Genomic DNA, 23990 nt, shown 5'->3' with positions numbered 1-23990 from the left:
CAGTGCGGGCGCCTATCTGACGCCGAGGAAGTCCTCCAGCAACACCACTTCAAGCCCGGCCTCCAGCTGGGCCTGGCGGAATGCTCCCAGGTCAGCGGCGAATTCGGGCCGGAAATGCATCAGGACTATATCTCCCGGACGCAGAGCGTTGCCATACTGGTAGTCCATTTTCCCGGCGTTGGCTTTTGCCTCCCAGGTGATCACGGCCTTCAGGCCCGCATCGGCAACAGCCTTCCTCATCACATTTGAGTAGGCACCGCCGGGCGGACGGAAGAGGGTGGGCAGCCTTCCATATTGGTCTTTGACGAAGCCCTGCATGCCGGTGATTTCGGCGAGCTGGTCCGCGTAGCCCAGCTTCTGCACCATGTTCACGTTATGGCTGATGGTGTGGTTTTCGATCAGGCTTCCCTGCGACTCAAATTGCTTGAAGAAGGCCGGATTGTCCTTGACGTAGGTCTGTGCCAGGAAAATCGTTGCGGGGTAGTCATAGCCGGACATGAGCGCAGGCATGTCCGGATTCTTCGTGCCGCCGTCGTCGATCGTGAGGAAGACGACCGGATGCTTGGTAGGGATCCGGGTGATGACTGGTGCGAGGCCGTTAACTATAGGCGGAAGGCCAACGTCCGGAATGAAGCTCTTCCTGATTCTTTTCGTTGCAACCGGAACCGGAACCGGCGGGGTGGCGGCAGCGCCCGCATCAGCCAGTGCCGCCGCCTGGACTGCATCCGGGGCAGCCAGGGCGGAAGTGTTGCCGGCCGGTCCCGGCGGGCCGTCGGAGCAGGCGCCCAGTCCTGCCACCAGTGATGCGGTCAATGCCGAAAGGGCGAGGCGCCGGCTGACGGCCGGGCTGAGGATCGCGTGCCCTTGGCACATGCACATTCCTGGTTCTGTTCGTTCTTGTGGCTTCCCAGCGAACAATACTGCATGGGTGGACCCGGCACGGTCATGATGACGAAGTGGCCCGTGTCGGGCCGGCAGATGGAAATGCCCGGTCGGTTGTTGCGAACTTCGGAACCTCCCGGACCGGCCGCGAACCTCCCTGTAGGCTCGGAGGAGGGCTGATGCCCCGGGGCCGAGCCTTTCCAAGGACGGCGGCCCGCGGCGGCAGGTGCCCCAGGGGGACGTACAGGAGGATGCAGTGAAGCGGCACAAGTATCAGTACGGCGGGGATCCAAGCCAGTGGGGTGAGCTTTTCCTGCCCGAACTGCCCGATGGCTCGTCGCATTTCGGCGTAGTGGTCGTGATCCACGGAGGCTACTGGCGCTCGCAGTACGGCGCAGAACTGGGGGAGCCGATCGCCAAGGACCTGGCCGCGCACGGGATGGCCGCCTGGAACCTTGAGTACCGCCGCGCGGGTAATGGCGGAGGCTGGCCCCACACCTTTGAAGACGTGCTGGCCGGAATCGACAAGCTCAGGGACATCGCCGCCGCCCATGCCCTCAAACTGGGCTCTGTGGTGGCGCTGGGCCATTCCGCAGGAGGCCATCTGGCAACCTGGGCCGCCGGCAGGAGCAGGCTCTCGCAGCTTGGCCTGGCGGACGCGGACCGCCAGGTCAGGCGAAACGCCGGTGACCAGGCCGTGCTCCTGACCGGCGTGGTGAGCCAGTCCGGGCTGCTCAACCTTGCCGCGGCGGAGAAACAGGACCTCAGCAGCGGTGCCGTGAGCAACCTGATGGGCGGATCGTCGTCGAAATATCCGCTGCGCCACAAGTATGCGGACCCCATGTCCGCCCTCCCGCTTGACCTTCCCGTCCACGTTGTCCATGCCACGGCGGACGCCGACGTTCCGTTGAGCCAGTCGGAAGCGTATGTGGCAGCCGGACGGAGGGCACCGTTCCCTCCGCAGCTGACCAAGGTTCCGGGCGACCACTACGCGCTCATCGATCCGAGATCCGCCGCCTACAAGAAATGCCGCGAACTGGTACAGGGGCTCCTGGGCCAGCCAACCCGTATTTCCCGGGCCCGCTTCTCTGGGAGAGTATAAGCATGCTCACCGTCATCGGCGAGGGCCTGGTCGACGTTGTCCAGCGCGCTTCAGGCATTGAAGCCCATGTGGGCGGCAGTCCCCTGAATGTTGCCGTGGGCCTTGCCCGCCTTGACCACCCGGTACAGTTCATCGGCCGCTACGGGCGGGACGCCTACGGGGATGCGGTGGCTGCGCACCTCCGCTCCAGTTCCGTGATGCTTCCGCTGGGCCCTGACGATCTTCCCACCAGCGTTGCCACCGCCCTGATTGACGACGACGGCGCCGCTGCCTACACGTTCGACCTCACCTGGGAGCTTCCCGGCCTGAAAGACCGCCTGGCCTTCATGCTGCAGGGAACCACCCTGCTGCACACCGGATCCATCGCCACCATGCTGGCCCCCGGTGCCGCCGACGTGCTGGCCGCCGTCGAGCAGGCCCACCCCTTTGCGACCATCAGCTTTGACCCCAACTGCCGGCCCAGCATTATCGGGGACGTGGACTACGCGCGCCGGCAGGCTGAGAAGTTCGTCAGCCTGGCGGATGTCGTCAAGGCCTCCGATGAGGACCTGGGATGGCTTTACCCCGGGGAAGACGTCCTGGATTCGGCCCGCCGCTGGCTTAAATTGGGAGGCTCCGGGGGACCGGCCATGGTGGTGGTCACCCGGGGGGCGACCGGTCCGTGGGGCATCACGGCAGCCGGCGAAGCCGAGTGTGTCCCTCCCCGGGTGGACGTGGCGGATACGGTGGGCGCAGGCGATTCCTTCATGGCGGCGCTGCTCTCCGGCATCGTGGACCGCGGCCTGGACGGCGCCCAGAACCGCAAGGACCTCCGCGAGCTTCCGGCCGAGGGACTGGAGGAACTCCTGGGCCACGCGTCCCGGGCCGCCGCCGTCACCGTGTCCCGGCCGGGAGCGAACCCGCCCACGCGAGCAGAACTGAATGCCGTTCCGGGCTTTTGAGCTCGACGGCCAGTGGGGGGAGGGTGCCCTTCTCGCGCCTTTGGCCGGATCGCCGTATTGTGGCTGCACAAGCAAGCGGCCGACGGCGGCAAAGGAACAGTGCGTAAGGGCCGCCTGAACCGAAGGGAGCCTCCGTGGAGCAGTTGACGGCAGAATTCGGCGGTTCGGTCCGTCGCGGCATCGGTGTGGGCCCCGTCCTGGAAAAGTTCGACGGCGTCTCCCGGATTGCGGTCCTCCGCGGCGGCGGACTGGGAGACCTGATCTTTGCCATTCCCGCCATGGCCGCGCTCAAGGCTGCCTACCCCGGGGCGACGGTCACCCTGCTGGGAACGCCTGTGCACCAGGCCCTCATTGAAGCGACGAACAGTCCTGTGGACGAGGTGCGCCTCCTGCCGTTTGCCGAGGGGGTCCGGCCCGGTGAAGAAGACCCCGATGAGCTGGACCGCTTCTTCGCGGAGATGCGGGAGCAGCGCTTCGACCTTGCCGTCCAGCTCCATGGCGGAGGGCGATACTCGAATCCGTTCCTGCTCCGCCTCGGAGCCCGTCATACCGTGGGCACGCGAACAGCGGATGCGGCCAGCCTGGAGCGGACAGTTCCCTATCTCTACTATCAGCATGAGCCGCTGCGGGCCTTGGAGGTGGCCGGATTTGCGGGAGCCTTTCCGGTGGACCTGGAAGCGAGGCTGACCGCGGCAGACTCCGTCGGATTACCGGAAGGTATCGCGGAAACAAACGCCCAGCCGCTGGTGGTACTGCATCCCGGTGCCACCGACCAGCGACGGCGCTGGCCCGCGGACCGCTTTGCGGAGCTGGCGATCGCCTGTGCCGCCGACGGCTGCCACGTGGTGGTAATCGGCGACAGGTCCGAAAGGCAGCTGGCAGAGCGGATCGTGACGCTGGCAGGATCTGCAGCTATCCGTTCCGTGGCGGGAGAACTGGACATGGCAGGCCTCGTGGCGCTCCTTTCCCGCAGTGCAGTGGTGGTTGGCAACGATAGCGGTCCCCGGCATCTCGCCCAGGCCCTCGGGGTCCCCACCGTGGGCATTTTCTGGGCCGGAAACGTCATCAACGCCGGAGCTTTGGGCCGGAGCCTTCACCGCGTCCACGCTTCCTGGGTGACCACCTGCCCGACCTGCGGGATAGACGTCACACAGGTTGGCTGGACGGCACCGCGATGTCCCCACGATGACTCGGTAGTGGCCGAGGTCGGCGTGCGGGAAGTCCACGAGGACGTCCGCAGCCTCGCCGCAACTGCAGCCTTTTCGGGGGATTGGAAGGCATGACGCTCCAGGACGGGAAACAGGACGGGAAACCTGAACTGCTGGTGCTGCGGGCGCTGAAACTGGGCGACCTTCTGGTGGCGGTTCCGGCCCTGCATGCCCTTCGCCGCGCCTTTCCCGGCCACAGGCTGCGGTATGCGGCGCAGGCGTGGCTTACCGAAGCCCTCGGTCTGGTAGGCGGCTATGAACTGCTGCCCACGCACGGGCTGGATGAACCGTTGCCGGTGAAACCCGGCCTGGTGGATGTGGCAGTGAACCTCCACGGCAGCGGTCCGGAGAGCCAGGACAGGATCGAGGCCCTGCGTGCCCGCCGGACCATCGGCCACCGCAGCCGGTACCGTGACGGGCCATGCTGGCAGCCGGAACTCCATGAGCGGGAAAGATGGGTCAGGCTCCTGGAATGGCATGGGATCGAAGCGGATCCCCTTGACTTCCGGCTCAGCGTTCCCGCTGTGGCCAGCCCGGTACCGGGGTCAACGGTGCTGCATGTCGGAGCCGCCTACGGAAGCCGGCTCTGGCCCGCGGAGCGTTTCGCCGCCGTCGCCGCGTACCTTGCGGGGGCGGGTCATCACGTTATTTTTACCGGCGGGGCAGGTGAGCGTGAACGCGCGCTTGATGTGTGCCGCCGTGCAGGCCTGTCCGATACCGCTGTCCTGGCGGGAAACTTGAGCCTCGGCGAATTTGCGGCAACTATCGCCGCAGCCCGGCTCGTCATCTCCGCCGATACAGGTGCCGCGCACCTGGCCACCGCGTACGGCACGTCCTCGGTTGTTCTATTCGGACCGGCGCCACCTGAAATCTGGGGGCCGCCGCCCGGTCCGCATGTGGTCCTGACGCGTGCTGAACTGCGGCGAGGCGACACTTTTGCCAAGGACCCGGATCCGGCGCTGCTGGCCGTTTCGGTCCCTGACGTTCTTGCGGCAGTCAGGGAGTTGGGCCTTCTCTAAGCAGCGGGCCCCCTGCCACCTGAGCGTTTCCCGCTGTGCCGGTACAATGCGTGCGGGACAGCCAATACCGGCTCTGCTAGGCCCGTTCGCGCCGCAGGTCCACGCCTGTCCTGGCGCGCACGAAGGACGTCCAGTCGGTATGCCTGATCCAGTCCTTGGTGTCCATGAAATGCAGCGTCCAGGCAAGCACCCGCGAAAGAGCTGCTATGTCCGCTACGTCGATGCCGTAGCTCATGCTGCCCGAGTCCGGGTCACAGGCACTGTGGTGTACCCGCCATTGAACTTTCTCGGGCTGCTCTGCGGTATCCGGTACGGGCCCGAGTCCGCCTGTTGCAGGCGTGCCGTGATGGATCTCCCGCTCCTGCCGGGCCCGCTCGGCAAGATTCACGGCGGGCATGTCAACGGAAAGGTAGCCTTCTGAGCCTGCAACATCCCCGCCGCACTTGTCGCACTGCCATTGCACGATCTGATCATTTGTCATAGCAATTCCCCCTGGACAGCTGTGCATCACACCTTACCGTCGGAGCGGGGCAACGTCGACGAAAACGCACCGCGTGAGTGCTGGTCCGCATTCCGGACCAGCACTCACGCAGCCGGGGATCACTATGCTCTGGGCTACTCCTTGCCCAGCCCGGCGGCTGAGGTCTTCTCCCCGGTGACTTCGTTAAGGGCCGTCAGGTCGAAGATGCCGTTGATGTCGGCCTGCTTGGTGGTACCGGCAGTGACGCCGTCCTGCAGGAGTTTCTTGTAGGTGCCAGCCAGCGGGTCCACTGTAAACACAATGTTCTGCAGCGACCGCTGGATGACATCGGAACTGAGCTCGGCACCGGCAGCGGTCTTGAGGGCGGTATTAATGACGCTTGCCTTTTCGTCAGCCGATGCCGTGTTGAGCCAGTCCACTGACTTGGCGTGGCCCTTGAGCAGTGCCTTGACCGTGTCCGGGTGCTCGGCGGCGAATTTCTTGTTCACGATCAGGATGGTGGTGGGGAACTCTCCCGGTTTGCCGGAGAGCGAGCCGTCCCACAGGTCCTTTTCGTCCACCAGGACCTTGGCTCCGGCCTGGAGCACCAGGCGGGAGGCCCAGGGCTCAGGCAGCCAGGCGCCGTCGAGCTTTCCGTCCTGGAACAGCTTCAGCGTCTGGGCGTTGTCAGTGGGGTTAATCGCCACGTCCCCGCTGCCGTCCACGTTGGTCTTGTAGCCCTGGCTGGTGAGCCAGGCACGCAGCGCCACATCCTGGGTGCCGCCAAGCTGCGGGGTCGCCAGGGTCTTGCCCTTGAGGTCCGCTGCGGAATTAATGGTCGGCCGGACCACCAGCTGCGCGCCGCCTGCCGCGGCGCCGGCGATGATGCTGACGGACTCGCCCTGGCTCTTGACGAAGGAGTTGATGGCCGGGTTGGGACCGACATACGCGGCGTCGATCGCGCCGGCGTTCAGCGCCTCGATCGCTGCCGGGCCGGCGTTGAAGACCTGGGTGCTGAGCTTGGTGCTGCCCAGCGCGTCCTGGAGGAAGCCCTTGCTCAGGCCCACCAGCGCGGGAGCGTGCGTAACGTTCGCGAAATAGCCCAGCTTCAGCTCAGCCGCAGCGTTGTTCGCAGGTGCCGCTGCCTGCTGGGTTGAACTGCTGGCGTTGTTTGCTGACACGGAGGAGGCAACGGCTACGCCGCCGCCCACCAGGGCCAGGATGCCGGCCACAATACCGATCTTGAAGCCAAGGGGGCGCTTGGGGGAGGCTGTCTGGCCGGCAACGATGCGGGTTGAGCCCGGTTCGTTCTGCGGACTCTTGTCCTGGGGTGCTGACATGGAAATTCCTTTGCTGGGGCGGTTACTGGAGACGAGATTACGGAGAGCTGCGGCAGTGCCACAACGATGCCTGACACGCACAGTCACGCGGCGTCGCGCAGGCTCAATACGGCGTAGTGAAGCGTCAAGAAAGGTCTCGGGGCGACACACTTCCGGGCAGCGAAGGCCGGTCCTCCGGGGTCCCGGGGACCTGAGCCCACGTAGACTGGCAGGATGCGGCTGGTAGCAAGTGACATGGACGGAACGATTCTTGGGCACGACGGAAAGATCAGTGACCGCACAGTCCGCGCCTTCCACGCCTGCCGGGACGCTGGCATCGAACTCGTTTTCGTGACCGGCCGCCCACCGCGCTGGCTCCACCCCCTGGAAGAACAGCTCGGCCACGCCGGCACAGTGATCTGCTCCAACGGGGCAGTGGTCTGGAACCTGGAGACAGACCAACTCGTGTCCGCGCGGACGCTGAGCCTCGAAGCTGTGCTGGAAATCCGGCGGATCATCAAGGACCTGCGGCCGACAGCCCTGTTCGCAGCAGAGACCCTGACCGGATTCCACCTGGAGCCCGGCTTCATCGAAAACGGATCCAGCGAACTGCTGGGGGAGTTCAAGCCCGCACCGCTGGCCGAGACGCTGGCCGCCGATGATGCAGTGGTGAAGTTCCTCGCGATCGTGCGGGAGGGCACAGCGGACGAGTTCCTGGCCGAGGTGGGACCCGCCGTCGCGCATCTGGCTGCCACTACCCACTCCGCGCCCACCGTGGCCATGCTGGAGCTGTCCCGGCCGGGCGTCAACAAGGCCGTCACCCTCGCCGAGTACGCGAGGTCGCTGGGGATCGACGCCGCCGACGTGGTGGCCTTCGGCGACATGCCCAACGACATCGAGATGCTGCGCTGGGCGGGACACGGTTATGCCATGGCCAGCGGCCACCCGGAGGCAATCCGTGCCGCCGGCCAGCAGGCGCCCCATTTCGACGACGACGGCGTTGCCCAGGTCCTCGAAGCCAGGCTGGCGGCCCTTGGCGTCAAGCTTCCGTAGTCTTCAGCGGCTGGCCGGGGATTTCACAGCTGATGCTCACCTGGCGTTTACCTTCGGACCGTAGCGTGGCTGACGGAGACCGATCCGCGGTTTGAGGGGACATCATGGCAAAGAACGTCAACGAGCGTGCAGCTGAGGCATCGCTGCACGCTGCGCAGCCGGAAGCCCATTGGAAAGAACTGAGGCAGGGCGACCGCGTGGGCGTTCGCCTTACGCCAGGCTTCGAAACCGGCGGCCTCGTGGATGCCATCACGTGGGACCACACGGCTGTCTGGGTCGACCTGGACGGCGGCCGCGGCCGCATCCTGCTGCACTGCAGCGACGGCGTGGAGATCGTGCCAAGGCACGACTGAAGAGGCGTCGCTCGGGTACGCTCGCAGCGTGACCGAGCCTTTTTTCGACGTTCCGGGTGCTGCCCGTCCCCCCCGCCCAGTGGCCCTGGCCCACCGGGGTTTCTCGCCCGAGGGGCTGGAGAACTCCATGGCCGCGTTCCGCGCCGCCGTCGAACTCGGTTACCGGTACCTCGAAACGGATGTCCGGACCACTGCCGACGGCGTGCTGCTGGTTTTCCATGACGACACCCTGGATCGTGTCACCGACAGCCGCGGCCGGATCTCCGGTCTCACCGCCGCCGAGGTTGCCGCCGCGCGCATCGGCGGGAGGGAGCCTGTGCCGCTGTTCGATGACCTCGTGACAGCGTTCCCTGACGTCCGCCTGAACGTTGACGTCAAGGACTGGACCTCTGTGAAAAGCCTCGCCGCTGGAATCGAACGGCACGGCGCACACCACCGGGTGCTGGTGGCCAGCTTCTCGGACCGGCGGCGCCGGGCTGTGCTGAAACTGCTCAGCCGGCCCGTGGCATCGTCAGCAGGGATGACGACGAATACCCTGGTTTTTGCGCTGGGAAACCTGCTGCCTGTCCGCTTGCTCCGGAGTGTGCTCCGCCGCGCCCTGCGCGATGTACACGCGCTTCAGGTCCCGGTCAGGTACGGCCCCTTCCGGGTGGTGACCCACGGCTACATCCGGCGTGCACATGCCCTGGGCCTGGTGGTGCACGTCTGGACCATCAATGATCCGGCGGAGATGCGGCGGCTGCTTGACCTCGGCGTGGACGGCATCGTGACCGACCGCGCGGATCTGCTCAAGATGGTCATGCTGGAACGCGGCGAGTGGGCCGGCGGCTGATCCCCGGATCTCCTCACCTGCGTTATTTGCCTGCCTCAGCGTCGGCGGGTCAGCTTCGTCCCAGTCCGGTGGAGGGATCCTCGTCGCCCTCGCCGGGGTCGGCGCGCAACGCGTCCGGATCCCCCTCGGGCAGGCCCGCGGATCCGGGAACGTCGCGCGGAACGTCCGGCGCCCCGGTAGGCGAGCCCGTGTCCACGGATTCGCCGGTGTCAGATTCGCCGGTGTCTCGGCCGCCGGGCTGGTCGCTGGGGCTGGCCGGATTCCCTGATACCGGTCCGGTTGCCGGGCCGGTCTTCAAGCCGGGAGCCTTTTCCTTTTCGGCTTCCATGGCGTTGGAGCCCTCGCTGATGGAGGAATGCACTTCAACGTCGCTGTTGGGGTCTGTCGGTTCGGGGACGTGAGCGTCTTCAGTGGGCGTGGATGTCCCCGCCAGGTCCTCCATGGCGTTCTCTGCCGCTTTGCCGATGCTGTCGCCGATACCCATGTGGCTACTCCTTCTAGACGTCTCACGCCGGCTGCCTGGGCCAGCGCCTTACCCTTCCAGAATTATCAGCATGCTTACAATTAGTCCAGAGCTGAGGAAGGAACCGCAGCCCGTCCGAGGAAGGAACCAGCACCATGAGCAGCTACCATCCGGAGAACGATCCCGCCAACCCTGATCAGCCAGGGAAACGTCCTGATAAGGCAGGCAACAACACCGCCGCAGCGCAGCAGGGCCAGGCCGATTCCGCGAATCCCGATCCGTTGGAGGGCAACATTACTGGCCTTGAGCCTGGCGGCGGAGTGCCGCCGGGGGAGACGCCACCGGCCGAGGACCAGATGAGCGGAGACCAGGGGCACAGCGAGTAACTTGCTGACGATGCGCCCCGCCCGGAGCAGGCGGGCTTAGAACAGGCGGGTCAGTGCTTGTCGCCCCCGCCTGAATCGTGTGCCAGCTGGTCTCCGGCAGCAACGTGGCGCCCGAGCCCGTCGGGGTCGAGAGCTGTGTTCCACGCGTTCCAGTCCTGGGGGCGGACTGACGGGCGGCCCAGCAGGTAGCCTTGGCCTGCGCTGATGCCCAGTTCGGTGAGAACGCGCAGTTCGTCGGGTGTTTCGATGCCTTCGGCCACCAGAACGGCGCCGATCTGGTCGGCGAAGTCCACCATGCAGGCTGCCAGGGCGTGCTGGGAGGGGTCGGTGTCCACTCCGCTGATGACATTCCTGCCCAGCTTGATGAAATCGGGGCGCAGGTGCAGCATCCGGCTCAGGGCGCCGGCACCGGAGTGTGAATCGTCGATGGCGATGCGGAGTCCGCTTTCGCGGAGCGGCGTAATGGCGGAAATGAAATGCAGGTATTCCTCGTCCGGTATTCCCTCAGTCAATTCAAGGACAATGCGGCCGATAGGCAGTTCGATATGGTCGAACAATTCGGGCAGCCGTGGATCAATGCAGGATGTGGGCGAGATGTTCAGCGACACATAAAGGTGCGGCGGAAGGTTTGCGGCCGCTGCGGCAGCGGAGCCCAGGGCGGAGAATTCCAGATTGGCGCCAAGCCCTACGGAGGCGGCTTCGGCGAACCACAACTCCGCACTGGCGCCGTCGTCGCTGACAAAGCGGGACAAGGCCTCAACGCCCACCACGCTCCCGGCCGCCAGGCCGTAGATCGGCTGGAAAGCGGTCATCAGCATCTGGTTCTCAAGCAGGGTGCTGATCCGCGACTGGCTCCGCAGCGTTTGTAATTGCTCAACCAGGTGCGGGGGCATGCTCTCCACCGGCAGCGGGCTGTGGACTACGTCCGGTTTGCCCTCGCTGAGGGCATCCTGCTGCCGGGTTTCCAGAAGGTGTTCCAGGAGCGCCCGCTCCGGAACTCCGGGGTTTTCATCGAGGCGGTCGCTGAGGCGCTGCCGTATTGCTGCGCCGGCAGGATCCTGATCCGCTAACACCGCGGCAATGAGTCCCCACGCTTGTACCCGAACCGACATTAGCTACGCCCCCAGTTGACGAAGTAATGGCCCGTTGGCCCTATTGTTTTTCAAATTTCCAGGCGCCTTCGGAATTCGTTACTTCTTGTTTAAGTCCGATTTCGTTGGTCCTAAAAATCGGCATCGCATGATGATCGTATATCGGGACGGACAAAAGCGCAGCTTATGGCGCATTAAAGCCTAGGTCGCCCTCGAGGACTGCGCCGCCACGAAGGCGGGGATCTGTTCCGGCGGAAGCGGCCTGCTGAAAAAATACCCTTGGGCGCTGAGGCATCCCAGGCTTCTCAGGTGCTCGGCCTGCTCTGCAGTCTCCACGCCTTCCCAGACCGCTTCCAGGCCACAGGCCCGGACAAGCTGGAGGACCGCTGCCACGAGCGCAGGCTGGGCAGGATCGGTGCCGAGGCCGACAATCAGCGAACGGTCAACCTTGACGCGGTCCACGGGCAGCGACCGGAGGTAGCTGATGGAGGAATAACCCGTCCCGAAGTCGTCAATCTCGATGCCTACGCCCAGGCCCCGAAGGCCGGCCAGGGAATAGCGGTCCAGTTCGTTGCCTTTCACGATGGCCATTTCCGTCAATTCCAGGACAACCTGCTCGGGACGGACGCCGGTTTCCTTGAGCACGCCGCGGACGTCCTCAATGAACTGAAGGCTTTGGAGGTCGCTAGCTGAGATGTTGATCCGGACGGAGAACCTGCTGTCCACCACTGAATCCGCGATCCAGGACCGGAGCTGTCCCACGGCCTCCTTGAGCACCCAAAGCCCCAGCTCGGAGATCAGCCCCGCCTCTTCCGCCAGAGGGATGAATTCGTCGGGCATGACGAAGCCGCGGGTGGGATGGTTCCACCGGATCAGCGCCTCGACGCCCTCGATCCGTCCGGTGGCCAGCTCCACTACGGGCTGGTAGTGCATGACCAGCCCTTCGCCCCTGATGGCCGCACGGAGATCTTCCAGCAGTTGGCTGCGGAGCCGGCGGACCAGCAGGAGTCCGGGCTCGAAGATGTGGAGCCTGTTCTGCCCTTCGGCCTTTGAGGCGTACATGGCGACGTCGGCCTGCATGAGCATTTCCTCAGGCCCTTGCCCCTGGTCTCCCACGCTCAGCCCCAGGCTGGCCGCGCAGCGGATGCTCCGGTCCGGCAGTTCGATGGGCGCGCTGAGGGCCGCCAGGATACGCCGGCCCACAATGGTGGCCTGGTCGGTGCCGGTGGCGGGCATGACGACGGCGAACTCGTCCCCGCCCAGCCGGGCAACAACGTCGGTGCTCCGGACGGAGTCCTGGATACGTTCTCCGACAGTGATCAAAACCTGGTCGCCCGCCGTATGGCCAAGGGTGTCGTTGATGGACTTGAACGCATCCAGGTCAAGCAGCAGGATAACCGGCGGCTCACTCGTGGCACCGTCCCCCTGCGCGGATTTCAGGGCGGAGAGGAGGGCAGAGCGGTTGGCCAGGCCTGTGAGGGGATCCTGCATGGCCATTTTCTGCATTTCAAGATGGGCCTCATGGAGCATCTGGGTACGGACCTCCACCCGCTGCTCCAGTTCCTCATAAATGATCTGCAGGTCCTCGGCCAGCAGGTTGGTTCCCATGATGATGGCATCGAGCTCATCCCGGGCTGAGGAGACTTCGATGCGGGATTTCAGGTCGCCGGAGGCAAGCCGGACGATGCCATCGAGCAGCTGGGAGAGCCTGGGATCGTTGTCAGCAAACATCTGGAGTCCTCCTCACCCTGTCAGTTGGCTTGGTTCCGGCCGTTGTCCAAGGGGAGGCTTACGGTGACGGTAGTGCCTGCACCCAGTTCCGACGCGACGTCGATCCTGCCCCCGTGCCGGCTCACGATGTCCTGGGTAATGGCCAGCCCCAGGCCAGTGCCAGGGACCGCCCCGGCCATGGCATTGGAGGCGCGGTAGAACCTGGTGAATACATGGGCGAGCTCGTCGCTGGAAATGCCGATCCCTGTATCCGCCACGCTGACGGTGGCCCAGCGGGTCCCGTCAGCTGCCGCGTGCGACACACTGCCCACATGGATCTTCCCCCCGCTGGGCGTGAACTTGATGGCGTTGGAAACCAGGTTGGTGAAAACCTGTTCCAGCTGAACTTCATCCCCCATAATCTCAGGATCCTCCTGTACGGGTTCCAGCGCTATGGTCACGTTCTGGAGCTTCGCCAGCGGCCTCAGGGCGCCGGTGACAATATCCAGCGTGCGGCCAAGCCGGACGGGTGTCAGGTGCAGCGAGCTCTCCGTTTGGCCGTTCCGGGAAACGCTCAGCATGTCTTCTATCAGCAGCCTCAAACGTTCGGTGTTGCGGACCACGATGTCCAGCATCTGATGCACCTCACTGGACACCGGATTGACAGTGCTCTCCTGGATCATGTCCAGGTACGCGATGATCGACGTCAGCGGAGTACGCAATTCATGGTTGACCGTGGCCAGGAAATCGGTTTTGGCCTTGTCCAGCTGCTGAAGCTGCTTGACAACCTGTTGCTGGCTGCTGATCAGGTGGCTTTGGATCAGCCCGTGGGCGGCATTGCCGGCCACGTGCTGGATGAGCCCCAGTTCGGCCCGCGACCAGCTCCGGGGCTTGTCCAGGAGGGCGATCCAGATGAGGCCCAGCGATGAATCGCCTTCCCCCATCGGAACCAGGACTGATGCAGAGGCGTGTTTGGCCTCCAGGGAGCCGGGGAGCCAGCTGCCGGGGGCGGCATCAGAGCTGTCCCATCCGTCCGACGTCAGCACTTCTGCCCTGGCCCAGAGGAGATCCGCGGTCCGGAGGGCCGAGTCCTCGTCCGTGAGACTGCCGTCCGGCAGGGCCTCGAGCCCGGGGCGGCTCCACTGTGCGGTAATGCGTGGCACCCTGTCGTCGTCGAACGTGGTCAGCCATACGCGGTCCGCCGCGAAGGTCTCACCGAATCCTGACACCACGCAGTCCGCGATCTCGCGGGGATCGTTCGTTGCACGGATGGCCGAAGAAACCAGCCGGAGCCGTTCCCTCAGGGCTTCCGCTTCCCGCCGTGCCTCGGTGCGCCGGGCGACGAGGTTGATGAGGGCGGTGGCACGTTGGACAAGTTCCTTGGCCGCCGGAGGTTTTGCGACGCAGTCGCGGATGCCGGGCCGCTCCAATGCCGCGCTCTCGGCCTGGTTGTCCAGGTCCACCAGGACCAGGACGGGAATATCGGTCTCCAGCATGGAAAGTGAACTGTCGACCACCAGCACTGACGGGATATCGTCGTCGAGCAACCTGGACAGAGTCCCGGGGTCCCCGGCAACGTGAACGGTATAACCGGCAGCACGCAGGGCCCCGGCGGTGAAGTCCCGGCGTCCGGCGTCTGGATCCGCCACGATGGCGGTGTGCGGCCCAGTTGCGACAAATGGTGTGTCCCCTTGCACCGTGCCCCCTTCGCTCCTGATTGAGTACATTCTAGGGGGACACGGGGCAGCTGCTCCGTTATCGAAGAGGCTGCAGAGTGCGTCAGGACATATATTTGGACGGTGTCCTCGCCTGTAGCTGCCGTGCGCTCCGCTTTGCGGAAGTACCTGATGGTTCCCAAGCTCATCCGGTTGTCCCGTTCTGCGCCCAAAGACCGGCCGCTGGCCTGGGACCGGTACTGGGCCGGGATTGCCGCTACGGGCCCCCGCGGGGAGGTGCTCTGGGACTCGGGAAACGACCACGAGCTGCTTGGCTACCTGGACGCGCTGCAGAGGCATCTGGACCCTGGCCTCCCAGTGGTGGACATCGGATGCGGCCATGGCAGCTTCACCCGCGGCCTCGCGGCATTCTTCCCGCAGGCCATCGGTGTTGACGTCTCGGACCACGCCGTGGCCCGGGCCAGGAGGGAATCCGCGGGCATGGAGAACGTCAGCTACGTGGTGCGCGACATGACGGCGCCCGGCGCGGGCCACGGCCTGGCCGGGCCCACCGATGCCAACGTTTTCATCCGCGGAGTGCTGCATGTCCTCGAGCCGGCAGACCAGGCAGCACTGGTGGGCAATCTCAGGGATCTCGTGGGAACGCGGGGTACCGTTTTCCTGGCGGAAACCAATTTCCAGGGTGACCCTGTGGACTATGTAACGCATCTGGGTGCAACCATCCGGGATATCCCCGCGCCGCTGGAACGGGCCATCCGTGAGCTGCCGATGCCGGGACACTTCGGACCATCGGAATGCGGCAGGGTGATGCCGCCGGAGGCGTGGGAACTGCTGGAGGACGGCCCTGTGACCATTGAGACTAACCGTATGACGGATGTGGCCGGAGAGAGCCTGATCCCGGGATATTTCGCCGTGCTGAGGGCGCGCCACTAACGGAAAGCGCTATTCGCCGCGAGGAGCTCCGCGCGGCGCACTTGGGAAACCCGTGGTTGGGAAACCCGCGCTTGGGAAACCAAGCAGCCGCCTGACGTCTTCTACATCCGGGTATGCCGCCTGCGTTCCCTTCCTGGTGACCGCCAGCGAGGAGGCGGCAGAAGCAAAAGCGGCGGCGTCCTTGAGGGAAGCACCCGCGGCAAGACGGGCTGCCAGGGCACCAGTGAAGGCGTCACCGGCACCGGTGGTGTCCACCGCCTTAACCTCCACTGGCGCGACCCGGACGACTTTACTGTCTTCGTCCGCCGCCGAGTCCAGGACCACCGACCCGTTGGCTCCCAAAGTGACGACGACACACTGCAACCCCAGCTCGGCAAAGCGCACGCGGGCCCTTTCCCAGCCGGCCTTGTCTTTACCTTCGGGTATTCCACCTTCAGAAATCGCGGCACCGCCCAGGAACAGGGACGCCTCATGGGCGTTGACCAGCAGGATGTCAACGAGCCCCACCAGTTCCTGCGGGATGTCGGAATACGGCGAAAGGTTCAGCAGGACCGTTGCCCCGGCTTCGCGTCCTGAACGGGCAGCGGCCACCACTGTTTCGAGGCTGACCTCCAGGCAAAGGCAGATCACGGAGGCACCGTCGAAGGCGTCCCCGGAGGCGTGGACGTCGGCAGGGCCAAGCGTACCGTTGGCTCCCGGCGAGATGATGATGGTGTTCTCGCCATAGGAGTCGACCGCGATGACCGCCACGCCGGTAGCCGCTGTTTGCGAGATCCGCACACGTGAAATGTCGACGCCCGCGCCCGCCGCGGAGGCCGTGAGCATGGCGCCGTTGGTATCGTCGCCGACAGCGCCGATGAGGCTGACCGCTCCGCCGAGCAGGCTCGCGGCGACGGCCTGGTTGGCGCTCTTACCGCCCGGATGGACGGCGAAACCGCTGCCGTGCACCGTTTCGCCGGGAAGCGGAAGGCGCTCGCAGTAGACGGTCAGGTCCGCATTCAGTGATCCGACGACGACGATCCGGCCGGCCGTTCCTGCTTGCACGTCTACTCCATTCAGCATGGACTAGACCGTACCGGCGTGTCTGGTCCCGGGCAAAAACGGGTTCTGCAAGCCACGGGCACGAATCAGATGTCGCAGCCGTCAGTTTGCGCTGTCCGGGCGAACGCATAGAGCTGGCAAGCGCTTTCCGTCAGATAGCTGGCATGATGGACGGCATGCGCATTCTCATAGCTCCGGACAAATTCAAGGGTTCCCTGACCGCTGCCGAGGCCGCGGCTGCCATTGCTGAAGGTGCGCTGCGGGTCTATCCCGATGCGGTGGCCACCCAGTTTCCCATCGCGGACGGAGGCGAAGGGACCCTGGAGGCCGCCGTCTCCGCCGGTTATGAAGAGCGAATCAACGCCGTCGTGGGACCCATTCTGTCGCCTGTCGGCGCTGCGTGGGCCATCCTCAAGAAGGCCGACGGCGGGGCTACGGCCGTGATCGAGACAGCGCAGGCTTCGGGGCTGGCCCAGATGGAACCCACGCCGGCAAATGCCCTCAGGGCCCACAGCTATGGTTGCGGCCAGCTGATTGCCGCCGCACTGGATGCCGGGGCCACCGAGATTGTGCTGGGCCTCGGCGGGTCGGCCATGACCGACGGCGGAAGTGGCGCCCTGCGTGCGCTCGGCCTCAGGCCGCTGGATTCCGCCGGGAACGTGGTGCCGCTGGGCGGCGGATCGCTGGCGGACGTGGTGGCCCTGGATACCTCAGGACTGGACCCCCGGCTGTCGGCGGCTTCCTTCCGCATCGCCGTGGACGTGAGGAACCCGCTGTACGGGACGAACGGTGCAGCCCATGTGTTTGGGCCGCAGAAGGGTGCAGATGAAGCCGCAGTGGAAATGCTCGACGCCGGGCTGCGCAACTGGGCGTCCCTGCTTCGGGAAGCCACTGGCCGGGACGTCAACGTCGAGGGGGCTGGTGCGGCCGGCGGCTTCCCGGCGTCGTTCATTGGCTTGGCGAACGCCCGCCTGGAAGGCGGCTTTGCGCTCGTAGCCGGGCTCACCGGGCTGGCCGGGCAGCTCGACGACGCTGACCTGGTGATCACTGGCGAAGGGTCGATGGACTCCCAGTCGCTCACAGGCAAGGCGCCCATCGCACTCGCGCATGCCGCCCGGGAACGGGGCATTCCCGTGGTCGTCGTGGCGGGACGGATCCTGGTCACGCCGGAGGACCTTGCCGCGAATGGCGTGGTGGCCGCGGCGCAGCTGCTGGACGTCGCGCCCAGCCTGGAGGACGCCGTCGAGCATGCTGCAAAGTACTTGTCCCGGGCCACCGTGCAGCTTCTGGAAGGCGCATAGCAGGGCTGGGTGTGCCGCTGCCGCCTAGACGATGGTGGTGTTGCGTCGCCGGCGCCAAATCAGAACAACCACCAGGGTGAGCACGGCAATTGCTCCGATCACCAGCGGCGCGTAGTTAGTGCGGGTCGCTTCCGCTTCGCCGGTTTCCCCTGTCCCGGGATTGGCGGGACCGGTGGAGGCCGGATCTGTGGGCGAGGGGCTCGTGGCGGAGGCGGCCGCGGCCGACTGTAAGGTCGTTGCCGACTGTACGGTGACGGCGGACTGGACTTCCGGGCGGTGTACGGCACGGACCGCGACGGAGCCCGGGGCGGCCTGGGCGGAGGCGACGAACACGGGTGCCGCCGCGGCCAGCGCCACCGCCAAGAGGACTGTTCTCAGGATTGTTCGCATGGCATTCCTCCTGCCCGGCTAGCCGGCCGGTTACTCAGGCCACCCGAATGAAGGATGTGCACGGCGCTCAGGCTGCTCAGGCGCCTGTCTCATAGTGCGGCTCGGCAACCGGCTTGGACTCGGGAGAACCCTTTTCGCGCAGATACACTGATGCGCCCACGAGGACAGCGACGGCCAGGAACTCGCTCTGCCAGTTCTGGAACGACTCGAACCAGAATCGGCTGGTTCCGAGGTAGCCGAGCATCGTGACAGTGGGCTGGCCGTGACTTTGCTGCTCCTCGTTGTACGCCGCCGTGCCGCCGGCCGCGTGCAGGGTGAAGGATGCGACGAAAAGCAGCAGCAGCAGTATGGACAGCGAGTGTTCGTACAGCTTCAGCACGAGGCCGCCGCGCTTCACCGGCCAGGGCGTGGCGTCCTTGATCTTCGCATCCCGCGGATCCTCGTCCTGAGGCGACGATTTGCCCATGGGCTTGGACTCGGACGAGCCCTTCTGGAAAAGGAAAACCGTCAGCACGACGTACATGGCCATCTGCAGGAACTCGGATTCCCAGTTTTCAAATGTCGCTTCCACAAAGTCTCCGGTGGCCAGGTACTCCAGCACGGACACACCGGGCTGGCCGTGGGCTGCCTGCTCCTCGGTGTAGGCGGAAGCACCTGAGATCACCATTCCGCCGAAAAACACCACGAACAAGGCGATGTTGGCGAGCAGTAGTCCGTGTTCTTTGGCCCATTTGCGCATCTTTCCTCCATTAGTTGTCTGAGATTCGAGTAGTCAGCCAAGAATGTGGTCAGTCGGGGATCGAACCGTTCCTTTCCGCGGCCCGCCTGTTCAGGTGCATCGGGACATACACCATCAGGACGAGGAGGATGGCCAGGAGGGCGCCCCCGGCGGCGAGGCCGGTCACGCGCCCGGCGGTGACGTCAAAGACGAGGGACGCCGTTCCCACGCTCAGCATTCCAACGCCGGCCAGCGCGATCTTGGTGATCGCATCGGCGCTCGAGACGAGGGTTTCCTTGAGCCGCTTACGGAACAGCCGCCGGTGCACGCTGACGGGCAGCAGGATGAACGCCGTGGTGATGGTGGCCATCACCACGTTGGCCAGGTAGAGGCCTACCTGGAAATCATCCAGTTCCCGGAAGCGCTGCTGGAACGGGAGTGTCAGCAGGAAACCGGCCAGAATCTGGACACCGGTCTGCAGCACCCTCAGTTCCTGGAGCAGTTCACCCCAGTTCCGGTCAAGCTGCTCTTCACGGGTTTCGTTCCGTCCGCTTCTGCTGGTGAAGTCCTCCACGTCCGACATCAATGTTCCTCCTTGCGCCCCGGTGTCCCGGCGTGGTTCCTGCCTGCGCCTGGTGCTCCAAAACCGGGCCCGGGTTTCGTCAACATCAACATTTGATAAGTTTACTGATTATTTGCACAAACGGTGGACTTTGCTCAGTCCGCCGCGATAGTTTCGAAGGGCCGGTGCACGGCGGAGCCTTAAGAAACCGACAGCGAGTAGGTGGATCATGAGCGACACGCAGAAGCAGACGGACCAGCCTGCAGACCCCAGGGGCGGTTACCACCAGGAGCCGTTTCCCCAGCAGGAACAGAAGCAGCCCGGCCTCACGGCGCCTATGGATCCCAAGCCTGACCACGGCGAGCTGAGCTATGAGGGACATGGCGCGCTCCAGGGCAAGGCTGCACTCATTACCGGCGGCGATTCCGGAATAGGGAAGGCCGCGGCGATCGCATTCGCCCGCGAGGGCGCCGACGTCGCCATCTCCTACCTCCCGGAGGAGGAAGACGACGCGCAGGACACCGCTGAGTGGATCCGCAAAGCCGGGCAGCGTGCCCTCCTGCTCCCGGGGGATGCCCGTGATGAAGAGTTCAGCACCCGGATTGTGGAGGAGACCGTGGCCGAGTTTGGCGGCCTGGACGTGGTGGTGCTTAACGCGGCCTACCAAAAGAACAGGGAGAGCCTCGAATCGCTCCCCACCGAGGAATTCGACCGCGTCTTCCGGACCAACCTCTACTCGCTCCTGTGGACTGCCCGGGCCGCTGTCCCGCATCTCAAGGCCGGCTCTTCGATCATCACCACAGCGTCCATCCAGGCCTTCAATCCTTCCCCTGAGCTCATTGACTACGCCATGACCAAAGCAGCCCAGGTGGCCTTCACCAAGGCACTGGCACAGGAGCTGGGCCCGCAGGGCATCCGCGTTAACGCTGTTGCGCCCGGTCCTATCTGGACCCCCCTGATTCCCGCCACGGAGTGGCCGGACAAGCTGCCCAAATTCGGCCAGGACACCCCGCTGCAGAGGGCCGGCCAGCCCGCCGAGCTCGCCCCGGCGTACGTGTTGCTGGCCTCGGAACAGGGATCCTACATCTCCGGAGCCGTGCTGCCTGTGACCGGGGGCAAGGGACTTTAAAGAGTTTTCCAGGTCAGATTCATCCACATCCACAACAGGAGGAACCATGAGTCAGGACAACCAGCATGCGGCTCCCGAGGAGGAAACGGGCGGTTACGGAACGCCGACCGCCGAGCAGGAGACGGGCGGGCCGGACAACAGGCAGTTTGCCCAGCCCCGGGAGGAAGAGGATTTTGACGCCGCAGGCCTGAACCAGGACAGCCCCACCGGGGAAACGTTCGCCACCGGTTCTCCCAACCTCAGCCATTTCGAGGAGGAGGACCAGGACAGCGCGGGCGAGCCGGGGGCCGGCCGCTTCGGCGGCATCGACGCGCAGTATCACGCCGAGAGCGACACGAACGATCCCGGGTTCGAGCCCGGGGAGCCGCCGGTCCCCAGGGACGCCGACGTGCCCTCAGCCGAGGCCGGAATCGACGAATCCAATGCCGACACGCAAGGCTCGGCGGCCTTCTCCTCCGAGCCCGATCAGGATGCTGCCGGACTCCCGGACGGCAGCGGGAACGACCTTCCCCGGGAGAAGTCACCGAACGACGACGACGAGGAAAGTTTCGACGCCGGCTGACCGCACGGGGCGCCGGGGGTTCAGGCCGGCATAGGGGAAGCCGGGCACGTGCCAGGGGCATATTTTGCGGACCATTGGGGTACCTGTCCATAGCGGACCCGCCGAGTCTGGGACCGCAATCCCGGAAGCCCAGAGGTGTGCCATGAGCAGAAGATCATCGGAGCGCTGGGCGCAGCGCGGCATCCCCGGGCAGGTCGCTGTGGACGTCCTCGTTCCCACCTGTGACCGGCCGGCGGAACTTGCCGTCACCCTCGCGGGTCTCGCGGGTCAGTCCGATCCCGATTTCGGCGTCATTATCAGCGACCAGTCGCGGGACGCCCCGGGCTGGGAACACCCGGCGGCGGCAGCGATGGTCCGTGTCCTGGAAGCAGAAGGCCGGCCGGTGACTCTCCTCCGCCACCTGCCGCGGCAGGGGCTCGCGGAACACCGGCAGTTCCTGCTGGAGCAGTCGGCCGCAGACAAGTGCCTGTTCCTGGACGACGACGTGTGGCTGGAACCGGGTTCGCTGGACCGGCTTAGTTCAGCGCTTGACGAACTCCGGTGTGGCTTTGTGGGAATGGCGCCGCAAGGGCTTTCCTACCTGGACGACAGGCGGCCCGACCAGACAGAGGTGTTCGAAGCCTGGGAGGGCCCTGTGCAGGCGGAAAGGATCCGGCCGAACCGGCCGGAATTCCGCCGGTGGCCCCTTCACAGCGCCGCCAACCTCAGCCACCTCAGCTTGGACCTTTCCCTGCAGCCAGGACAATGGGTGCCGTACCGGGTGGCCTGGCTGGGAGGCTGCACGTTGTACCGCAGGGATGCCCTCGTCGAGTCCGGAGGATTCACCTTCTGGCGGGGCCTTCCGCCGAACCATGCCGGAGAGGACGTTCTTGCCCAGTGGCAGGTGATGGAGAGGTTCGGCGGAGCGGGGATCCTGCCGTCCGGCGCGGTCCATCTTGAATCTCCCACCACAGTGGGCGACCGAAGTGTGGAAGCCTTCGACGTCGTGTTGAACCATGAGCGGCCTTCCACCGATCGTGAGGGGCTCTGAACACCCCTTCCGGCCGGCAGCGGACGTATCCTTGGAATATGGCCTTGCAGTGGGCCGATGGGTTTCGAACCTAGGCGTGGAACATGGCCGTGGAGACCTCAGGGGGCGATCGCTGGGAGCCGCTGCGTGCCCCCCAGGACGTTGTTTTCGAAAGCAACGACGTCGAGAATTTCCTGAGCGATGTCACCGCCGAATTCATGAGGGACATCCAAGGCGCCCGGCGGGATATCAACTGGGCCGCCACCTTGTTCAGCCGGGGGGAGGCACATACCCTTGCGGCCGGAAGCGCACAGGCGCTGGCTGCTGACCGGGAGCAGTGCTCCTTTGCTGACGGGCCGCTCCTGCAGGCTGTGCGCTCGGGCGACTTTGTGCATGTGGCGGATCTGGCGCAGGACAGGCAGTGGCCCGGATACGCCGTCGCTGCTGCCAGCCACGGAGTGGGGTCCCTCCTGTCCATGCCCATTGTGTCCGCCGCCGGTTCCAGCGCCGCCATCAACCTGTATGCCGCCGTCCCCCACGCCTTCACCAGTGAGGACATTGTCAGGACTCGCAGCTATGCCAGGCATGTTGCCCGCGCCCTTCGGATGGTGCTGCGGCTGGTGGAACGCGCCGAGGCGAACGCGGAACTCGCGGTTGCCCAGACCTCCATGGCGCTGATGGACCTGGCGGTGCGGACGCTGATGAGCGACTACGGACTCAGCCATGAGGGGGCCTTTCAATATTTGCGGACCGTGGCCCTGCACAACAACCTCGGACTCCGCGATGCTGCGTTGAGCGTCGTCTCGTCCGCTTCCGGAAGGGGCCAGCAGGGTCCCGGCCAGGAAGCCCAGGAAATCCAGAGCAGGACAGCAGCCGATTCCACGCTTCCGAAGGTGTCACCGCCGCGGATCGCTTCAACGCAGGAAAGTGTCCCGCAGCGACGGGCCGCATCACCGCGCCGAACAAGGAGCAGAGCATGAACGTCCCGGAGCCTTCGGGCCTGCAGCCAGCCACCACCGACACGAGTCCAGGGCAGAATGCGCACCCGTGGCACCGCTTCGTCGCCCTCGGCGACTCCTTCACGGAAGGGATAGGGGATCCCGAGCCGCACAGCCAAGGCGGGCTGCGTGGGTGGGCTGACCGGGTGGCAGAGGAACTCAGTGCAGGACAGCCGGACTTCTCCTACGCCAACCTGGCGATCCGGGGCTTGTTGCTGCGGCAGATACTGGACCAGCAGTTAGGACCGGCACTGGCGCTGAAACCTGATCTTGTCACTCTTTCCGGTGGCGGCAACGACGTGGTGTTCCGCCGCAGTGATCCTGACCGCCTGGCCGAAAAGATCGACGCCGGTGTGGAACTGCTGACTTCAACCGGCGCGACGGTGGTCCTCTTCGCAGGTCCGGACTGGGGGGCAACGCCTGTGCTTAGCCAGATCCGTGGCAAGGTGGCGATCTTCAACGAGAACCTACATACAGTGGCGGCCCGTCATGACGCGGTGATCGTTGACCTCTGGTGCCTGCGCGAGCTCACCGGGCCCGGCATGTGGGACCCTGACAGGCTCCACTTCTCCCCCCTGGGCCACCACACGATTGCCTTGGCGGTATTGAACGCCCTGGGCGTACCGCACAGCCTGCAGCCACTGGAGCCTAAGCAGTTACCGGCGCGGAGCTGGAAGGAGGCCCGTGCAGAGGACCTCGTCTGGGCCCGGGAGTACCTTGTCCCCTGGGCGCTCCGCCAGCTCACGCAAAGGTCATCGGCAGACGCGCTGCGGGCCAAACGTCCCCGCCCGGGTCCTGTTTTTGGAGTCGGCAGGCCGCCCGGTCCCTTCCTGGGCAATTCCGCAGCCTGAC

The 23990-nt window shown here is 65.4% G+C and carries 26 protein-coding genes; 15 read left to right on the top strand and 11 right to left on the bottom strand.

The window, feature by feature from the left end:
* Positions 1-12: 12 nt before the first annotated feature.
* The gene (locus QFZ40_RS19080) at positions 13-873 is read right to left on the bottom strand and encodes a polysaccharide deacetylase family protein (RefSeq protein ID WP_306906322.1); all 861 of its coding nucleotides are present in this window, start codon (positions 871-873) and stop codon (positions 13-15) included.
* Between the two features lie 265 nt (positions 874-1138).
* Between QFZ40_RS19080 and QFZ40_RS19075 the strand changes: the two genes are divergently transcribed.
* The 4 genes from QFZ40_RS19075 (at position 1139) to QFZ40_RS19060 (ending at position 5152) form a co-directional block, all read left to right on the top strand.
* Entirely contained in the window at positions 1139-1984 is an 846-nt protein-coding gene (locus QFZ40_RS19075) for an alpha/beta hydrolase (protein ID WP_306906320.1), read from the top strand.
* A gap of 2 nt (positions 1985-1986) precedes the next feature.
* On the top strand, positions 1987-2925 hold the full coding sequence (locus tag QFZ40_RS19070) for a carbohydrate kinase family protein (RefSeq protein WP_306906318.1): 939 nt from the start codon (positions 1987-1989) through the stop codon (positions 2923-2925).
* Between the two features lie 134 nt (positions 2926-3059).
* Entirely contained in the window at positions 3060-4208 is a 1149-nt protein-coding gene (locus tag QFZ40_RS19065; protein ID WP_306906317.1) for a glycosyltransferase family 9 protein, read from the top strand.
* Complete coding sequence (locus QFZ40_RS19060) at positions 4205-5152, top strand: glycosyltransferase family 9 protein (protein ID WP_306906315.1); 948 nt, start codon at positions 4205-4207, stop codon at positions 5150-5152. The genes QFZ40_RS19065 and QFZ40_RS19060 overlap by 4 nt, the downstream gene beginning before the upstream one ends.
* A gap of 76 nt (positions 5153-5228) precedes the next feature.
* Here QFZ40_RS19060 and QFZ40_RS19055 read toward each other — a convergent pair whose 3' ends face one another.
* Both QFZ40_RS19055 and QFZ40_RS19050 read right to left on the bottom strand, forming a co-directional pair.
* Positions 5229-5633, bottom strand: coding sequence for a hypothetical protein (locus tag QFZ40_RS19055; RefSeq protein ID WP_306906313.1), 405 nt, complete (start codon positions 5631-5633; stop codon positions 5229-5231).
* Positions 5634-5767: 134 nt separating this feature from the next.
* On the bottom strand, positions 5768-6952 hold the full coding sequence (locus tag QFZ40_RS19050) for an ABC transporter substrate-binding protein (RefSeq protein ID WP_306906310.1): 1185 nt from the start codon (positions 6950-6952) through the stop codon (positions 5768-5770).
* A gap of 213 nt (positions 6953-7165) precedes the next feature.
* On the opposite strand from QFZ40_RS19050, the gene QFZ40_RS19045 reads away from it, so the two are divergent.
* From QFZ40_RS19045 to QFZ40_RS19035, 3 genes are all read left to right on the top strand, one after another.
* A complete protein-coding gene (locus tag QFZ40_RS19045) occupies positions 7166-7984 on the top strand; it encodes an HAD family hydrolase (protein WP_306906308.1) in 819 nt (272 codons plus the stop codon).
* 104 nt (positions 7985-8088) lie between these two features.
* Positions 8089-8337 carry a hypothetical protein gene (locus tag QFZ40_RS19040; protein ID WP_306906306.1) on the top strand — a complete coding sequence of 83 codons (249 nt, stop codon included), beginning with the start codon at positions 8089-8091 and terminating at the stop codon, positions 8335-8337.
* A 28-nt stretch (positions 8338-8365) separates the two neighbouring features.
* A complete protein-coding gene (locus QFZ40_RS19035; protein ID WP_306906304.1) occupies positions 8366-9169 on the top strand; it encodes a glycerophosphodiester phosphodiesterase in 804 nt (267 codons plus the stop codon).
* A 49-nt stretch (positions 9170-9218) separates the two neighbouring features.
* On the opposite strand, the gene QFZ40_RS19030 is transcribed toward QFZ40_RS19035, so the two are convergent.
* The gene (locus tag QFZ40_RS19030; RefSeq protein WP_306906302.1) at positions 9219-9653 is read right to left on the bottom strand and encodes a hypothetical protein; all 435 of its coding nucleotides are present in this window, start codon (positions 9651-9653) and stop codon (positions 9219-9221) included.
* Positions 9654-9787: 134 nt separating this feature from the next.
* Between QFZ40_RS19030 and QFZ40_RS19025 the strand changes: the two genes are divergently transcribed.
* Complete coding sequence (locus QFZ40_RS19025) at positions 9788-10018, top strand: DUF6480 family protein (protein ID WP_306906301.1); 231 nt, start codon at positions 9788-9790, stop codon at positions 10016-10018.
* A 50-nt stretch (positions 10019-10068) separates the two neighbouring features.
* Here the strand turns inward: QFZ40_RS19025 and QFZ40_RS19020 are convergent, their stop codons facing one another.
* The 3 genes from QFZ40_RS19020 to QFZ40_RS19010 all read right to left on the bottom strand — a co-directional run bounded on the left by QFZ40_RS19020 (position 10069) and on the right by QFZ40_RS19010 (position 14546).
* Complete coding sequence (locus tag QFZ40_RS19020; RefSeq protein ID WP_306906299.1) at positions 10069-11130, bottom strand: EAL domain-containing protein; 1062 nt, start codon at positions 11128-11130, stop codon at positions 10069-10071.
* A gap of 180 nt (positions 11131-11310) precedes the next feature.
* Entirely contained in the window at positions 11311-12840 is a 1530-nt protein-coding gene (locus tag QFZ40_RS19015; protein WP_306906297.1) for a putative bifunctional diguanylate cyclase/phosphodiesterase, read from the bottom strand.
* A gap of 20 nt (positions 12841-12860) precedes the next feature.
* The gene (locus QFZ40_RS19010; RefSeq protein ID WP_306906296.1) at positions 12861-14546 is read right to left on the bottom strand and encodes a sensor histidine kinase; all 1686 of its coding nucleotides are present in this window, start codon (positions 14544-14546) and stop codon (positions 12861-12863) included.
* 120 nt (positions 14547-14666) lie between these two features.
* Between QFZ40_RS19010 and QFZ40_RS19005 the strand changes: the two genes are divergently transcribed.
* Positions 14667-15428, top strand: coding sequence for a class I SAM-dependent methyltransferase (locus tag QFZ40_RS19005; protein ID WP_306906998.1), 762 nt, complete (start codon positions 14667-14669; stop codon positions 15426-15428).
* A gap of 9 nt (positions 15429-15437) precedes the next feature.
* Here the strand turns inward: QFZ40_RS19005 and QFZ40_RS19000 are convergent, their stop codons facing one another.
* Entirely contained in the window at positions 15438-16472 is a 1035-nt protein-coding gene (locus QFZ40_RS19000; protein WP_373427450.1) for a ribokinase, read from the bottom strand.
* Positions 16473-16645: 173 nt separating this feature from the next.
* On the opposite strand from QFZ40_RS19000, the gene QFZ40_RS18995 reads away from it, so the two are divergent.
* Entirely contained in the window at positions 16646-17770 is a 1125-nt protein-coding gene (locus tag QFZ40_RS18995; protein WP_306906292.1) for a glycerate kinase, read from the top strand.
* Between the two features lie 24 nt (positions 17771-17794).
* Here the strand turns inward: QFZ40_RS18995 and QFZ40_RS18990 are convergent, their stop codons facing one another.
* The 3 genes from QFZ40_RS18990 to QFZ40_RS18980 all read right to left on the bottom strand — a co-directional run bounded on the left by QFZ40_RS18990 (position 17795) and on the right by QFZ40_RS18980 (position 19461).
* Positions 17795-18160, bottom strand: a complete 366-nt coding sequence (locus tag QFZ40_RS18990; protein ID WP_306906290.1) for a LuxR family transcriptional regulator — start codon at positions 18158-18160, stop codon at positions 17795-17797.
* 76 nt (positions 18161-18236) lie between these two features.
* A complete protein-coding gene (locus QFZ40_RS18985) occupies positions 18237-18899 on the bottom strand; it encodes a DUF6766 family protein (RefSeq protein ID WP_306906288.1) in 663 nt (220 codons plus the stop codon).
* 49 nt (positions 18900-18948) lie between these two features.
* Positions 18949-19461, bottom strand: a complete 513-nt coding sequence (locus tag QFZ40_RS18980) for a DUF6328 family protein (RefSeq protein WP_306906287.1) — start codon at positions 19459-19461, stop codon at positions 18949-18951.
* Positions 19462-19669: 208 nt separating this feature from the next.
* On the opposite strand from QFZ40_RS18980, the gene QFZ40_RS18975 reads away from it, so the two are divergent.
* The 5 genes from QFZ40_RS18975 (at position 19670) to QFZ40_RS18955 (ending at position 23989) form a co-directional block, all read left to right on the top strand.
* Positions 19670-20569, top strand: coding sequence for an SDR family oxidoreductase (locus QFZ40_RS18975; RefSeq protein ID WP_306906285.1), 900 nt, complete (start codon positions 19670-19672; stop codon positions 20567-20569).
* A gap of 46 nt (positions 20570-20615) precedes the next feature.
* A complete protein-coding gene (locus QFZ40_RS18970; RefSeq protein WP_306906282.1) occupies positions 20616-21131 on the top strand; it encodes a hypothetical protein in 516 nt (171 codons plus the stop codon).
* A 142-nt stretch (positions 21132-21273) separates the two neighbouring features.
* A complete protein-coding gene (locus tag QFZ40_RS18965) occupies positions 21274-22161 on the top strand; it encodes a glycosyltransferase family A protein (RefSeq protein ID WP_306906280.1) in 888 nt (295 codons plus the stop codon).
* An 83-nt stretch (positions 22162-22244) separates the two neighbouring features.
* The gene (locus QFZ40_RS18960) at positions 22245-23120 is read left to right on the top strand and encodes a GAF and ANTAR domain-containing protein (protein WP_306906278.1); all 876 of its coding nucleotides are present in this window, start codon (positions 22245-22247) and stop codon (positions 23118-23120) included.
* Positions 23117-23989 (top strand): SGNH/GDSL hydrolase family protein, encoded by an 873-nt coding sequence (locus QFZ40_RS18955; RefSeq protein WP_306906276.1) that lies wholly within the window; start codon positions 23117-23119, stop codon positions 23987-23989. Before QFZ40_RS18960 ends, QFZ40_RS18955 begins: the two co-directional genes overlap by 4 nt.
* Position 23990: the final 1 nt, after the last annotated feature.

The sequence above is a fragment of the Arthrobacter pascens genome (assembly GCF_030816475.1).
Classification (GTDB): Bacteria; Actinomycetota; Actinomycetes; order Actinomycetales; family Micrococcaceae; genus Arthrobacter; species Arthrobacter pascens_B.
Note: the sequence above shows the minus strand (reverse complement) of the source record. Positions and strands in the feature narration are given on the sequence as shown.

Bases quoted from the DNA above. Each gene is read 5' to 3' on its own strand.
- QFZ40_RS19080 (WP_306906322.1), bottom strand. From the start codon at position 873: ATGTGCCAAGGGCACGCGATCCTCAGCCCGGCCGTCAGCCGGCGCCTC.
- QFZ40_RS19070 (WP_306906318.1), top strand. From the start codon at position 1,987: ATGCTCACCGTCATCGGCGAGGGCCTGGTCGACGTTGTCCAGCGCGCT.
- QFZ40_RS19060 (WP_306906315.1), top strand. From the start codon at position 4,205: ATGACGCTCCAGGACGGGAAACAGGACGGGAAACCTGAACTGCTGGTG.
- QFZ40_RS19055 (WP_306906313.1), bottom strand. From the start codon at position 5,633: ATGACAAATGATCAGATCGTGCAATGGCAGTGCGACAAGTGCGGCGGG.
- QFZ40_RS19050 (WP_306906310.1), bottom strand. From the start codon at position 6,952: ATGTCAGCACCCCAGGACAAGAGTCCGCAGAACGAACCGGGCTCAACC.
- QFZ40_RS19045 (WP_306906308.1), top strand. From the start codon at position 7,166: ATGCGGCTGGTAGCAAGTGACATGGACGGAACGATTCTTGGGCACGAC.
- QFZ40_RS19040 (WP_306906306.1), top strand. From the start codon at position 8,089: ATGGCAAAGAACGTCAACGAGCGTGCAGCTGAGGCATCGCTGCACGCT.
- QFZ40_RS19030 (WP_306906302.1), bottom strand. From the start codon at position 9,653: ATGGGTATCGGCGACAGCATCGGCAAAGCGGCAGAGAACGCCATGGAG.
- QFZ40_RS19025 (WP_306906301.1), top strand. From the start codon at position 9,788: ATGAGCAGCTACCATCCGGAGAACGATCCCGCCAACCCTGATCAGCCA.
- QFZ40_RS19020 (WP_306906299.1), bottom strand. From the start codon at position 11,130: ATGTCGGTTCGGGTACAAGCGTGGGGACTCATTGCCGCGGTGTTAGCG.
- QFZ40_RS19015 (WP_306906297.1), bottom strand. From the start codon at position 12,840: ATGTTTGCTGACAACGATCCCAGGCTCTCCCAGCTGCTCGATGGCATC.
- QFZ40_RS19010 (WP_306906296.1), bottom strand. From the start codon at position 14,546: ATGTACTCAATCAGGAGCGAAGGGGGCACGGTGCAAGGGGACACACCA.
- QFZ40_RS19005 (WP_306906998.1), top strand. From the start codon at position 14,667: ATGGTTCCCAAGCTCATCCGGTTGTCCCGTTCTGCGCCCAAAGACCGG.
- QFZ40_RS18995 (WP_306906292.1), top strand. From the start codon at position 16,646: ATGCGCATTCTCATAGCTCCGGACAAATTCAAGGGTTCCCTGACCGCT.
- QFZ40_RS18990 (WP_306906290.1), bottom strand. From the start codon at position 18,160: ATGCGAACAATCCTGAGAACAGTCCTCTTGGCGGTGGCGCTGGCCGCG.
- QFZ40_RS18985 (WP_306906288.1), bottom strand. From the start codon at position 18,899: ATGCGCAAATGGGCCAAAGAACACGGACTACTGCTCGCCAACATCGCC.
- QFZ40_RS18980 (WP_306906287.1), bottom strand. From the start codon at position 19,461: ATGTCGGACGTGGAGGACTTCACCAGCAGAAGCGGACGGAACGAAACC.
- QFZ40_RS18975 (WP_306906285.1), top strand. From the start codon at position 19,670: ATGAGCGACACGCAGAAGCAGACGGACCAGCCTGCAGACCCCAGGGGC.
- QFZ40_RS18970 (WP_306906282.1), top strand. From the start codon at position 20,616: ATGAGTCAGGACAACCAGCATGCGGCTCCCGAGGAGGAAACGGGCGGT.
- QFZ40_RS18965 (WP_306906280.1), top strand. From the start codon at position 21,274: ATGAGCAGAAGATCATCGGAGCGCTGGGCGCAGCGCGGCATCCCCGGG.
- QFZ40_RS18960 (WP_306906278.1), top strand. From the start codon at position 22,245: ATGGCCGTGGAGACCTCAGGGGGCGATCGCTGGGAGCCGCTGCGTGCC.
- QFZ40_RS18955 (WP_306906276.1), top strand. From the start codon at position 23,117: ATGAACGTCCCGGAGCCTTCGGGCCTGCAGCCAGCCACCACCGACACG.